At 70.1% G+C, this 11,895-nt stretch carries 11 protein-coding genes and 1 riboswitch; of the genes, 6 read left to right on the plus strand and 5 right to left on the minus strand.

Going from position 1 to position 11,895, the window contains the following annotated elements; translation table 11 throughout:
- Positions 1-106: 106 nt before the first annotated feature.
- The 4 genes from ACGFNN_RS30425 to ACGFNN_RS30440 all read right to left on the minus strand — a co-directional run bounded on the left by ACGFNN_RS30425 (position 107) and on the right by ACGFNN_RS30440 (position 3,478).
- On the minus strand, positions 107-634 hold the full coding sequence (locus ACGFNN_RS30425) for a GNAT family N-acetyltransferase (RefSeq protein ID WP_393560739.1): 528 nt from the start codon (positions 632-634) through the stop codon (positions 107-109).
- A 197-nt stretch (positions 635-831) separates the two neighbouring features.
- Positions 832-1,233: a DUF6896 domain-containing protein gene (locus ACGFNN_RS30430; RefSeq protein ID WP_393560741.1), complete on the minus strand. Its 402-nt coding sequence runs from the start codon at positions 1,231-1,233 to the stop codon at positions 832-834.
- A gap of 388 nt (positions 1,234-1,621) precedes the next feature.
- Positions 1,622-2,311 carry an SMI1/KNR4 family protein gene (locus ACGFNN_RS30435; RefSeq protein ID WP_393560743.1) on the minus strand — a complete coding sequence of 230 codons (690 nt, stop codon included), beginning with the start codon at positions 2,309-2,311 and terminating at the stop codon, positions 1,622-1,624.
- Positions 2,312-2,491: 180 nt separating this feature from the next.
- Positions 2,492-3,478 carry a hypothetical protein gene (locus ACGFNN_RS30440; protein ID WP_393560745.1) on the minus strand — a complete coding sequence of 329 codons (987 nt, stop codon included), beginning with the start codon at positions 3,476-3,478 and terminating at the stop codon, positions 2,492-2,494.
- A gap of 186 nt (positions 3,479-3,664) precedes the next feature.
- On the opposite strand from ACGFNN_RS30440, the gene ACGFNN_RS30445 reads away from it, so the two are divergent.
- The 3 genes from ACGFNN_RS30445 to ACGFNN_RS30455 all read left to right on the plus strand — a co-directional run bounded on the left by ACGFNN_RS30445 (position 3,665) and on the right by ACGFNN_RS30455 (position 7,330).
- The gene (locus ACGFNN_RS30445; RefSeq protein WP_393560747.1) at positions 3,665-5,932 is read left to right on the plus strand and encodes a heavy metal translocating P-type ATPase; all 2,268 of its coding nucleotides are present in this window, start codon (positions 3,665-3,667) and stop codon (positions 5,930-5,932) included.
- A gap of 112 nt (positions 5,933-6,044) precedes the next feature.
- On the plus strand, positions 6,045-6,692 hold the full coding sequence (locus ACGFNN_RS30450) for an ATP-binding protein (RefSeq protein ID WP_393560749.1): 648 nt from the start codon (positions 6,045-6,047) through the stop codon (positions 6,690-6,692).
- 185 nt (positions 6,693-6,877) lie between these two features.
- Complete coding sequence (locus ACGFNN_RS30455) at positions 6,878-7,330, plus strand: flavodoxin family protein (protein ID WP_393560751.1); 453 nt, start codon at positions 6,878-6,880, stop codon at positions 7,328-7,330.
- Positions 7,331-7,696: 366 nt separating this feature from the next.
- On the opposite strand, the gene ACGFNN_RS30460 is transcribed toward ACGFNN_RS30455, so the two are convergent.
- Entirely contained in the window at positions 7,697-7,927 is a 231-nt protein-coding gene (locus tag ACGFNN_RS30460; protein WP_362539686.1) for a hypothetical protein, read from the minus strand.
- Positions 7,928-8,284: 357 nt separating this feature from the next.
- Positions 8,285-8,470, plus strand: a riboswitch (cyclic di-AMP (ydaO/yuaA leader).
- Between the two features lie 4 nt (positions 8,471-8,474).
- On the opposite strand from ACGFNN_RS30460, the gene ACGFNN_RS30465 reads away from it, so the two are divergent.
- From ACGFNN_RS30465 to ACGFNN_RS30475, 3 genes are all read left to right on the plus strand, one after another.
- Positions 8,475-9,308: a transglycosylase SLT domain-containing protein gene (locus ACGFNN_RS30465; RefSeq protein WP_393560753.1), complete on the plus strand. Its 834-nt coding sequence runs from the start codon at positions 8,475-8,477 to the stop codon at positions 9,306-9,308.
- Between the two features lie 243 nt (positions 9,309-9,551).
- Entirely contained in the window at positions 9,552-10,139 is a 588-nt protein-coding gene (locus ACGFNN_RS30470; RefSeq protein ID WP_393560755.1) for a hypothetical protein, read from the plus strand.
- Between the two features lie 755 nt (positions 10,140-10,894).
- Complete coding sequence (locus tag ACGFNN_RS30475) at positions 10,895-11,869, plus strand: MBL fold metallo-hydrolase (RefSeq protein WP_393560757.1); 975 nt, start codon at positions 10,895-10,897, stop codon at positions 11,867-11,869.
- Positions 11,870-11,895: the final 26 nt, after the last annotated feature.

Below are 11,895 nucleotides of genomic sequence, written 5' to 3' on the forward strand. Positions count from 1 at the left end.
AGCGATTAACCGAGCACTGCAGGCCGAAGCTCGGCCGGCGATGACCGGTGCCCGTCGACGGCTCATATGTCCGGCACCGCAAGAGCTGTTCCGTACCTGCTGGCTGTCACCGGGTGGCTGCGTGCAGGTCCCGGATGTACCGGTCGAAGCGTGTGCCGCCCTTGCCGTGCGTCGGCTTGCCGGCGGTGAAGCCTGCCCGCTGCGCGACTGCGGCAGATGCGGGATTCTCCGGCTCCACCTGGATCACCGCCTTCGCCCCACCCTCAGCCGCCGCGTACCGGGACGCCAACAAAACCGCGCGAGTTGCCAGGCCACGTCCACGCCAGGACGGGTAGAGGCCGTAGGCGACGTTCACCTGGCCGGGTGCCAGATCCTCTCCCGCGAACCGCAAGTCGATCGTGCCCGTGAGCACCTCGTCAGCACCGATCCGGATGCCGAACGCGCGCAGTGGCCCGGCGATGTCCCACTGCTTCATGCAGTGCCGGAAGTACGCTTCGATGCCCTTCCGCGTACCGGGACCGCCGTCGAGCCAACGAACGAGTAGCTCGTCCTCCCCGGCGAGGTGCGTCTCCACGTCGTCCAGGCGTAAGGGGGACAGGGTGATGATCCCGTCGGACAGCTTCGCTTCATGCATCCGGTGATTCTTGACGCCGAAGCCGTGGCGCACCATCGGATTCCGCGCGACCGGCGGGCCGCGCCCTTCGGAACTGGTATCCGTAGCCGCGGAGCGAGTCGGGGTTCCGTGATCAGATCTTGGCCGGCAGGGGGTCCGGGCGCTCGCTGATCTTGTTCCGGACCGGGGTGCCGCCTGCGAACATCATCCTGAAGCGATCAACTGGTGACGCGGAACCATCCCGGTCGCACCTCGGTCAGAAGCGGTCGAAGCGATCGCACCGCGGACCGCAGGTCCTCATCCGTGACGTCAACAGTCTCTGGCAGGCTCAGCCCGTACAGGCGCAGCCGCCAGAGGTCGAACACTTCGCTCCCGTCGGCTGTGAAGTCCACATCGACCTCCGTACCGTCGTCGCTGATGAAGCGGCAGCCTGCCCCGTGGACCTTGTAGGAGTAGGTGCCGATGTCAGCACTCCGGCTGATCCGGCGCGACCGGGCCAGACCGAGGACATCTGCCAGTCGCTCAAGTGAGGGGATCGCCGCCCTCATGGCCTCATCGATCGAGTGCAGAGCGCGGACGTGAGCGAGCACGAGGTCTCGCGCAGCCTCAACCCGTTCCATACGGCGTCATCCCCCTGGGCCCGCAGCTGAAGGTGTTGCTCCATGAGCCGTCTGCCTCTCCGCAGGACGGTGTTCTGAAACGATCGATATGGGGGCAGGTGGTCGACCGGGCCCGCAGCTTCCTCGGAATCACCCTCAGCACCGTCCCCCGCCCCAAGGACGCGAAGGGCTTCGTCGTCCTGCCGCGCCGCTGACGCGACGAGAGGACATTCGGCTGGATCATGAACGCCCGCCGCAAGGTCCGCGACCACGAGCGCCTGCCCCAACACGGCGAAGCCCACATCGACTGGACACCCATCCTCCTCGGGAACAGACGACCTGTCCGCAAGGGCCCCCGCACCGACCGCTGGACCAGGAAGCCCGCGACGAGTTCGGCCGAGCCCCTGACTCAGCCTGCTGCCGGGGCCGGCGCCAGTTGGCGTTCAGCCTTCTCCAGCCACGTCAGATACCAGCTCGTGAAGGTCATCGGCGTACCGGTGTCGTCGAGAAGGGGCTTCAGGTCCTCGTCGTCCACCCTGTTGTCGGACCAGATACGCCCACGCTCAGGGCCGCTCATGATCAGCCACTCGCGAGCAGCGCAACCCAGCGTCGAGATCACGACCGCGCCTACAGTCCGGTCCGCCGACCACATCACGGGCTCCCAGCGCTCATCCCAAGCCTCGATGGCGTCGTCGAAATCCTCGATCTGTTCGAAGTCCTCCTCCTCCGGGCACTCGGACAGCAGCAGCTGGACAGCCTCGGGATCGGCGCCTTCACACGGGAACGGCTCGGCCAGTCGGGACAGGTCGGCCAGCTCGGCTCCGTCCCCCTCCCACCGCCAGCGACCTTGAACGAGTCGAACCGGATACACGCCGTACGAGGGCCCGGCACCACCGGCGCCGACATGGAGGAGGAAGTCTCGGTACTCCCCGGGCAGTGACACCCCTGTCTGACTTTCGAGGTCGGCCAGTCCTGCCGGAGTCAACGGGTCCTCGAGCAAGAACTTGTGCCCTGTCGCGCCGAAGACGCGGTTGCCGGCCGGCGCGGCGATGAGAGCCAGCACCCGCTCCCGCACACCCACCCATATCGAGCCATCCATGAGCCGAGCCTATGTGCGACGAGCGTGTCCAAGCCGGGTGGGCTACGGAAAACGGCAGGCACGTCTTCGAACAACCCGCTCTGAGCGCCGAGGAGACGCCCGCAGAGCAGGGCTGGTGGTGGCCGGTGGTGAACCGGCCCGAATCCGCCGGACGTTCGGGACTTCGCGCGAACCGCGACGTCAGTGTCCGTGGGTCCCGCCCTCGTCCTCATGCCCGTCCGAGGGGGCTTCCTCGTGTCCGTCCGACGGCTCGGACGGCGGGGGAGTGCCGGTGGCGGCTCCGGAACGCACCGTGAAGGCCGCGGTCCTGACCTCGCCTTCGTGCTTGAAGTCCAGGAACAGGCGGTAGGAGGCGGGGCCGGGTGCCGTAGCGGTGAACGAGACGGCCGGGCCCGGTTCGGTGGAGCCGTCGCCGGGCGCGCCGTCCGGATGGACGTGCAGATGGGCGAGGTCGCCGGCGCGCAGGGCGACGAGATGGCCGTACGAGCCGAGGTAGGGCTGCAGGTCGGTGACGGGGCGGCCGTCCTTGTGCACCGTGAAGGCCAGGTGCTGCGGGACGCCCGGGCGGAGGGTGCCGTTCAGCTCGACCGTGTAACCGTCGACCGAGGCCGTCCGGGAGGGCTTGGGGAGTTCCGCGGGTTTGTACGGTCCGGACACGGCCAGGTCCGCACCCAGCGTGAGACCGCGGGCGTTCCCCCCTTCTGGGGTGAAGTCGGCGAAGACCCGGTAGTCCCCGGCCGCGGGCAGATTCACCGGGGTGGACCAGGTGCCGTCCGCGGCGCGGACGGGGTGCAGGTGGCGGTAGGTGGCCAGATCGCGTGAGGCCAGGATCAGATGCAGTTCCTTGTCGTGCTCCCGCTGGAAGCGTGTGACCGCGCGTCCGTCCCCGTCACGGATGGCGAACCGCACTTCGCCACGCTGCCCCGCCTCCATCCGCGGGGTCCTGAGGTCGAGCGTGTAGCCACCCTCGGAGATCTGCAGCCCTCCGGCCGGAGAGGTGGTACGGCCGCCGTCGGCGCGGGGCGGGTCGCTCTCCGAGTGCTCGGCGCTCCCGGACGCGGGGGTGGGGCCGTTCTCCGGACCTGCCGTGGCACCCACCCCGTAGGCGGCGCCGAAGGAGGCCGCGAGCGCGGCGGCGAAAGCGGTGATCTTCGCGGCGGGGTTCATGACTGCTCCTGTCCTGCCCCAGGAAAGGGGCCCCACGGGGGTCCGACACTCATGAGCGTATACCCTTGGGGGGTATGTGCAAGCGGGTGGAGGGAAGCTTGTCGAATATACGGGTGGGGGGTATATATGAGATCGAAATGGATACCCGTCAGGGGTATACTGGTTCCCGTTCGAGGAGGAGCACACATGACTCCCACGACGCCCGGTGCCGCCCGGGTCGAGCTCGCCATCGGCGGCATGACCTGCGCCTCCTGCGCCGCACGGATCGAGAAGAAGCTCAACCGCATGGACGGCGTCGAGGCCGCGGTCAACTACGCCACGGAGAAGGCCAGGGTCGCCTACAGCGGGGACGTCTCCATCGACGAGCTGATCGCCACGGTCGAGGCCACCGGCTACACCGCCCGTCCGCCGGCCCCGACCGCGCCCGGACGGGACACGCCCCCGGACGTCCAGGGCGGTGAGGGCGAGCGCCCCGACGGCGAGCTGCTGTCCCTGCGCCAGAGGCTTGTCACCGCGGTCCTGCTCGCGGTACCGGTGATCGCCATGGCGATGGTGCCGGCACTCCAGTTCGAGTACTGGCAGTGGCTCTCCCTCACGCTCGCGGCTCCGGTCGTGACCTACGCGGCCTGGCCCTTCCACCGCGCCGCCTGGACCAACGCCCGCCACGGCGCCGCCACCATGGACACGCTGATCTCGCTGGGCACCTCGGCCGCCTTCCTGTGGTCGGTGTGGGCGCTGTTCCTCGGGACGGCGGGCACACCCGGCATGACACATCCCTTCGACCTCACGATCGGCCGTAGCGACGGCGCGGGGAACATCTACCTGGAGGCGGCCGCCGGGGTCACGGCCTTCATCCTGGCCGGCCGGTACTTCGAGGCCCGGTCCAAGCGCAAGGCAGGGGCCGCGCTCAGGGCGCTCATGGAAATGGGGGCCAAGGAGGTCACCGTGTTGCGCGAGGGCCGTGAGGTCACCCTCCCCACCGCCGAACTGGGCGTCGGCGACCGCTTCCTGGTCCGTCCCGGTGAGAAGATCGCCACCGACGGGACGGTCGTCGAGGGATCCTCCGCGGTCGATCTCTCGATGCTCACCGGCGAATCCGTTCCCGTCGAGGTGTCCACGGGCGACCCCGTCACCGGAGCGACGCTCAACGCGGGCGGAAGACTCGTCGTCGAGGCCACCCGGGTCGGGGCCGACACCCAGCTGGCCAGGACGGCCGCCCTGGTGGAGGAGGCCCAGAACGGCAAGGCCGCGGCGCAGCGCCTGGCCGACCGGATCTCCGCCGTCTTCGTGCCGGTGGTCATCGGGCTGGCCGTCGCCACGCTCGGCTTCTGGCTCGGATCCGGAGCCGGACTCACCTCGGCCTTCACCGCCGCGGTCGCGGTTCTGATCATCGCCTGTCCGTGCGCCCTCGGACTGGCCACGCCCACCGCACTGCTGGTCGGCACCGGGCGCGGGGCCCAGCTGGGCATCCTGATCAAGGGGCCCGAGGTCCTCGAGAGCACCCGCCGGGCCGACACGATCCTGCTCGACAAGACCGGGACCGTCACCACCGGGCGCATGACCCTGCTGAAGGTCCATCCCGCAGGTGGCACCGACGAGACCGAGGTGCTCCGCCTCGCAGGGGCGCTGGAGCACTCCTCCGAGCACCCGATCGCCAGGGCCGTCGCGGAGGGCGCGGCCGGCCGGATCGGCGCACTCCCCACGCCCGAGGACTTCGCCGGCATCCCCGGCCTCGGCGTCCAGGGAACCGTGGACGGCCGTGCCGTGCTCGTCGGCCGCGAGAGGCTGCTGACCGAGTGGGCCATCCACCTGCCGGAGGAACTCAGGCGCGCGAAGGAGGAGGCCGAGAGGCAAGGCCGGACCGCCGTCGCGGTGGCCTGGGACGGCGAGGCGCGTGCCGTCCTGGAGGTCGCGGACGCGGTCAAGGAGAGCAGCGGCGAAGCCGTACGACGGCTGCGCTCCCTGGGGCTGAGGCCGATCCTGCTGACCGGTGACAACAAGGCGGTGGCCGAATCCGTCGCGGCGGAGGTCGGCATCGACGAAGTCATCGCGGAGGTACTGCCTCAGGACAAGGCGGACGTGGTCAAGAAGCTCCAGGCCGAAGGACGCAGCGTCGCCATGGTCGGCGACGGGGTCAACGACGCCGCCGCCCTCGCCCAGGCCGACCTGGGTCTCTCCATGGGCACGGGCACGGACGCGGCCATCGAGGCGGGGGACCTGACCCTGGTGCGCGGGGATCTCCGGGTGGCCGCGGACGCGATCAGGCTCTCCCGCAGGACGCTCGGCACGATCCGCTCGAACCTCTTCTGGGCCTTCGCCTACAACGTGGCAGCCCTCCCGCTCGCCGCGGCCGGTCTCCTCAATCCCATGATCGCCGGGGCGGCCATGGCCTTCTCCTCGGTCTTCGTCGTGGGCAACAGCCTTCGGCTGCGCGGCTTCCGGCCGATGGCCTGACTGACCGGCCACGGGCTGTCCTGCGCGGCGCGCCAGGGTCCCGCCCCGCGGACGGCCGTCGGGAGAGGGGGACTCCGGGAGCATGCTCGCGCGCCGCCGCGATACTTGCCGGATGGATGGATCAAGAGCTTCCTGGGTCAACACCACTCACGACTGGTCCGGCCTCGTGGACACGGACCATCTCGGACTGATCCGTGAGGATCCCGCCCGGTTCGCACCGGGCGGGCCCGGACACCTGGTTCTCGAGGTCGTCGCGTACGCCGCCGACGAGGCCGCGAGTCGGGGCGGCGGGCGCTGCGAGGTCACGCTGCACAGCGACGGCTCCGTGTCCGTGAGTGACGACGGGCGGGGCACCGACACCAGGTTCGACGAGACCGGACGGGCGGTGCAGAAGCCCGTCATGGCCACGAAGGACCTACGGTTCTTCGACCACCCGGAGGCGGAACGGCTCCCGGACGGACATCCTCGTCGTGGCATGTCGGTCGTCGCGGCACTGAGCGAGTGGCTGGTCCACACGAACCGACGTGTCAACGGAGCCTGGAGCCGGCGCTACGAGCACGGCCTCCCGGTGACCGGCCTGGAGCCCGTCGAGACCGACGGGTCCACGGGGACCTGCGTACGCTTCCTGCCGGACAGGGCCCTCGGTCCGGGACGGCTGCCCTCCGCGGATGATCCGCTGCGGTGGGCCGGACACTGGCCGGACCTGGCCGTCCGTCTCGACGACCGGCGAGACGGGCGAGACCACCGGTCCCACGGCTGACGGCTGACGGCGGACCGGCCGGAAGGGAGTCCGTGCGGACCGGGCGTGGCTTCGTCGGCGGGGCTCGGGCAGCGCGGCGAGGAACGGCCCGTACCGGTCACGCGACCCTTGCCGTCCGGCCGCCCCTCCCACCAGCACGAGCCCGGGGGTTTGCGTCCGGCGGGCAGGGGCGGCAGGGTCGGGGTGTGGCCACTCTGCTGATCGTGCATCACACTCCATCGCCCAACTGCCAGGCCTTGTTCGAGGCGGTGGTCGCCGGCGCGACCACGGAGGACGTCGAGGGCGTACGCGTCGTGCGCAGGGCCGCGCTGTCGGCCACCGCGTCCGACGTGCTCGCCGCTGACGGCTATCTGCTCGGCACCCCGGCGAACCTCGGTTACATGTCCGGCGCCCTGAAGCACTTCTTCGACCAGATCTACTACCCGTGCCTGGACACGACGAAGGGCCGCCCCTTCGGCTTCTACGTCCACGGGGGCAGCGATGTCACGGGAGCCGTGCGGGGCATCGAGACCATCACCACCGGCCTCGGCTGGCGACGTGCGGCCGAGTCGGTGACCGTCACCGGAGAGCCGGGCAGGACGGACACCGAGGCGTGCTGGGAACTGGGCGCGACGGTCGCCGCCGGCCTGATGGACTGACTCGGGGAGGTGGGAACGCGCCTCGGCCCGGGGAGGCGCGGGATCGCCCTCGGCCGGGAAGGCGGGAACGCCCTCGCCCCGGGTGGGCGACGTCTCCTGCCGGAGAGAGCGTCCCCTGCCTGCCCCCGCCGGTCGCCGCGGGGGCAGGGGTGCCACGACGCGACGTCCGGCGCAATCCGGCCCGCCTTCCCGCAGTCGCCGCGTTTCCATTTCCCGGCAGCCGCTCCCGTCGACCGGGCCGCGACCTCGCCCTGCCGAGCGTCCGCGAGCCGTCCCCGGTCTGAACCACCGACGATCTCCCCTGACCGTCTTCCGGCCGGCCCGGGAACCTCTGCAGGCCCGGGGCCGCTTGCCGGTTGTCCGGCCTCAGCGGGGAGTCCAGCTGAGCTTGCCGCCACCCACCCACCGCACGGAATCCGGGTCGTCCAGATCATGGACCGGAATTCCCGCAGCCGCGGCGGCGAGCAGCACATCCGCCATCCCGGTGGCGCCCCCGATCACCTCTCCGTCGATCTCCACGATGCGGAACGGCGGATCACCGGGCTGGACGGGCAGCACGGTGATCCGGGGCGTGGAGGCATGAGGTGTCTCGGTCATGAGGCGATCGATTCCACGCCATCAGTCCATGTATGCCCGAGGTGCTCCACATGGACCGTATGCCCGATTTGGATTGATTTTAGAAATTAATCCCGTAATCCATAAAAGGCCATTTCGTGTGACCTGGGCCCCTTCGCTCGGGAGCAAAACGCCCGAATCGGACTCGGTGACCAGGGTCACCTTACGGGCTCCTGACGTCGGCCCGGCGGGGGCGGGGCCCTTGCGTACCAAGAGAAATGGATGGCGCGGTGTGGGGTGGATTACATGAATTCCTGTGAATTGATCTTCCGAATGAATTGTGATCACTCCGCCAGGCTTGTTCCTTTCCCTATTTCTCGCCTACGGTCACCATCACTCCCGGACGGAACGCCGAATCCTGCCGCCGTCCGGTAACCCGACCACTTCTCGTACGGCAGGAGCGGGGGACCCAGGTAAGTGCCGATCCGGCTGACGGATCGGCTCGGGGTGAAGTCGCATCCAGGTGCGGCCGGGCATCTCCAGCTCGAACCCGACAGCTCACTTCGCAGGCGACGGAGAGGAATTCAGCATGCCCGAAAACGGTAAGCACCGTCGTGTCAGGACCAGTTCGCTCACCCGCGGCATCATCGCCGTGAGCACGGGCGGAGCTGCTCTTGCCCTGCCCCTGATCGGTGCGACCGGCGCCTTCGCCGCCCCGGCCCAGCCTGCCGCCGTGGAAAAGGCCGCGACCTCGACTGCTGTGTCCGGCAAGGGAATTGCCACGCAGAAGTCCAAGTCCACCACCTATTCCGTCGTCCGCGGTGACACTCTTGCCAAGATCGCTCGCGAGCATTCCGTGAGCGGCGGCTGGAAGGCGCTGTACAAGGACAACAAGAAGGTTGTCGGTTCCAACCCCGACCTGATTCACGCGGGCCTCGAGCTCACGATCTCGGCCAAGGGCGGGAGCAAGTCCGCGGACAAGGCTGCCGACCGTGCGGAGAAGGGCGCCGACCGCGCCGACCGTTCGGAGCGTACGACGTCGCTCACCGCCGAGGGTGCGCCGGCCGCCGAGGCCGCCCCCGCGGCCGAGAAGACCGCCTACACGAACGACCTCGACGGCTGGATCAAGGAGTCGCTGGCCGTCATGGCCGAGCACGGCATCCCCGGCACCTACGAGGGCATCCACCGCAACATCATCCGCGAGTCCGGCGGTAACCCGCAGGCCATCAACAACTGGGACATCAACGCCATCAACGGCGTCCCGTCGAAGGGCCTCCTGCAGGTCATCGACCCGACGTTCCAGGCGTACCACGTGCCCGGCACCTCGATGGACAGCTACGACCCCGTCGCCAACATCACGGCCGCGTGCAACTACGCCGCCGACCGGTACGGCTCCATCGACAACGTCTTCGGCGCCTACTGAGTCCACGCGGAGGCGAAACCGCTGACGCACTAGGTGTGACCGAGGTGAACGACTGGCGGGTGGTGCGGGTTCGGCGGAACCCGCACCACCCGCCAGTCGTTTCTCGTGCCACCCGCCGGGCATCGCAAGGCGGCCCTCAGGGCGCTCGAACGAACCGGCGGGGAGCGTGAAGCGGCCACGGCGGCGCACGGCCCGGGACCGGTCGGCTGGTCTCGTACAGGTTCGTCGTCCATACTGCCCGCCGTGGAGCAGCGCATAGATTCGACGACGAAGCCCGAATTCGCCGCGGGGACGGACCCGGCGTACATCCCGGGCCTGACGGCCCCTGTCCCCGAGCGGACGGAGGCGGATGCGGTCCCGGCGGTGCCCGAAGGTTCCGAGGAGCCCGGACACCCCGATGCCGCGGACGCTCTCGACGGGAAGCACGCCGAGGAGGCCGTGGCCGCCCCGACGGCAGCCGAAGAGGCGGAAGCGGACGGCGGGACGGCCCCGGGCCAGAAGGGGTCCGCCCCGCAGGCAGAGGCGGGCGGTGAGGACGCCGACGTCGAGGACGGACCCGTCTTCGAGGTCAGCGATCGGCGCGGGTCCATCAGGGCCGCCGCCGACGGTGTCCGATTCCGGCTCGACGACCAGGAGGCCGAGTTCGACTGGAGCGAGATCGGCGCGGTCGAGGTCAAGACCGGCCGTTTCGGCCGTCGCTTCACCGTGACGGTCCACCTGTCGAGCCGCCGGTGGTTCAACGCGGAGGTCGAGGCCGGAGCCCGGAGCGACCTCAAGGGGTGGACCGCCGAGCTCGACGAGGTCCTGGACGCCTACTTCGAAGAGGCCTGACCCTTCCCGATCCGGAGCCGCGTACCGCGCCTGACCCGAGGCGCGGTACGCGGCATGCCGTGGTGTGCCCGTAAGGTCCGGAGCGCTGCCGGCACCCACGGAGGAGGGCCGCCCATCCGCTGCGCAGGAGCCATGTGCTGCGCCGAGCCACGTCCTGTGCCGGTCCGCGTGTCGTCGGCGAGCGCACCGTGGCCGTCCGTACGACCGCCGCCCCGCCCTGAGCCGGGGAGGAACCGCACCCTTCACGCCCCGCCCGGTGATCGGTTTCAGGCCATGCGGCGGACTCCGGCCCATGATGCCGGTACCCGCCTCGGGACTGGTGGGGTTCCCGGACCGGCGGAACGGGCCCGATGCCCCGCGTCCGCGGGGACGCGCGCCCGGTGGGAAAGGTGGGCCCGGGTGCGCGTCACCCGTCGGCCGACACGTCTCGAGGCACGCCGAGCATGCGCGACCGGGGGCGGATAAGGGTCTGATGTCCCGCTCCCCGCGACAGCTGTTTTCGGCCATGCTCGGTGGGTAGTCGGAGGCGATCGGATTTCGCCGCCGCGGTAGGGGTATCTGTCGCGCGACAGTGGCCGGATGGCCGATATTCCGCTGATGGTGCGGTACGTCCGCCGCAAGGGCGCTCAGCGGTGACCCCGGACGGTCACGGCTGCCCGGCCCAGGGGGCCGGGTGGGGGCGATTTCACGCCACCGGGCGTACCCCGTGGCCGACTTCGAACGCGCGACCGGTTCGGGATCGGCATAATCGCCCCATGTCGATCACGGGCGGGGACATCGTTGACCTCGGCACGGGCCTGTACGCCTGGATGCCGCCGAAGCGTGGCTGGGGCCTCGCCAACTGCGGGCTGCTGGTCTCGCCGCGCGGCGCTCTGTGGATCGACACGCCCTACGACCCGGTACTGGCCGGTCAGTTCCTCGTGGAGAGCCAGAAGCTCCTGCCCGACGGGGTGTCCGTCGACCGTGTGATCGTCACTCACGCCAACGGAGACCACTTCTGGGGCGCCGGAGTTCTTCCGGACGCGGAGATCATCGTGACCCGGGAGGCCCGGGAGCACATCCACTACGACCCCACGCCTCAGCAGCAGCACGCGCTGGTGGCCGGAAGTGATCCCTCCACCGCTCTCGGCGCCTACCTCGGCCGTCACTTCGGGGCCTTCGACTGGTCGGCCACCGAGGCCGTGCGGCCGACGACCTACTTCACGGGGGAGCTGGAACTGACCCTCGGGGACCATGCGGTCCAGGTGTCGTCGCTCCCGCCCGCGCACACGGGAGGCGACCTGATGGTGTACCTGCCCTCCCAGCGCACCGTGTTCAGCGGTGACGTCATCTTCTCGTCGACCCCGAAGCAGCCCGGCGACCATCCGGTGCACTGGGCCGGCCCGCTGAGCAACGTCGTCGACGCCTGCGAACGGGTGCTGGCCACCGGCGCGGAGGTGATCGTGCCCGGTCACGGGCCCGTGCTCGACCGCGCCGGGGTGCGGGAACACATGGGGTACCTCGACCACGTACGCGAACGGGCCCACGCGCTTCACGCGGCCGGCGTCCCCGCGACCGAGGCCGCCCGCCGGGTGATCGCCGAGGGCCGCTACCCGGCGCTCGGGCTCCCGGAGCGGCTCGTGGTCACCATCGGCAGCGAGTACCGCCACCTCGACGGTTCGGAACTCCCCGGCGTCCTGCAGGTGATGGCGGAGGTCGCCGCCGTGGCGCGGGAGATCGAGCCGGCGTGAACCACCCGTCCCGCGTGACCCCACGG

The organism is Streptomyces sp. NPDC048590 (genome assembly GCF_043199535.1).
Taxonomy (GTDB): domain Bacteria; phylum Actinomycetota; class Actinomycetes; order Streptomycetales; family Streptomycetaceae; genus Streptomyces.

Coding starts and splice junctions, on each gene's coding strand:
- ACGFNN_RS30425 (WP_393560739.1), bottom strand. CDS start 634: ATGCATGAAGCGAAGCTGTCCGACGGGATCATCACCCTGTCCCCCTTA.
- ACGFNN_RS30430 (WP_393560741.1), bottom strand. CDS start 1,233: ATGGAACGGGTTGAGGCTGCGCGAGACCTCGTGCTCGCTCACGTCCGC.
- ACGFNN_RS30435 (WP_393560743.1), bottom strand. CDS start 2,311: ATGGATGGCTCGATATGGGTGGGTGTGCGGGAGCGGGTGCTGGCTCTC.
- ACGFNN_RS30440 (WP_393560745.1), bottom strand. CDS start 3,478: ATGAACCCCGCCGCGAAGATCACCGCTTTCGCCGCCGCGCTCGCGGCC.
- ACGFNN_RS30445 (WP_393560747.1), top strand. CDS start 3,665: ATGACTCCCACGACGCCCGGTGCCGCCCGGGTCGAGCTCGCCATCGGC.
- ACGFNN_RS30450 (WP_393560749.1), top strand. CDS start 6,045: ATGGATGGATCAAGAGCTTCCTGGGTCAACACCACTCACGACTGGTCC.
- ACGFNN_RS30460 (WP_362539686.1), bottom strand. CDS start 7,927: ATGACCGAGACACCTCATGCCTCCACGCCCCGGATCACCGTGCTGCCC.
- ACGFNN_RS30465 (WP_393560753.1), top strand. CDS start 8,475: ATGCCCGAAAACGGTAAGCACCGTCGTGTCAGGACCAGTTCGCTCACC.
- ACGFNN_RS30475 (WP_393560757.1), top strand. CDS start 10,895: ATGTCGATCACGGGCGGGGACATCGTTGACCTCGGCACGGGCCTGTAC.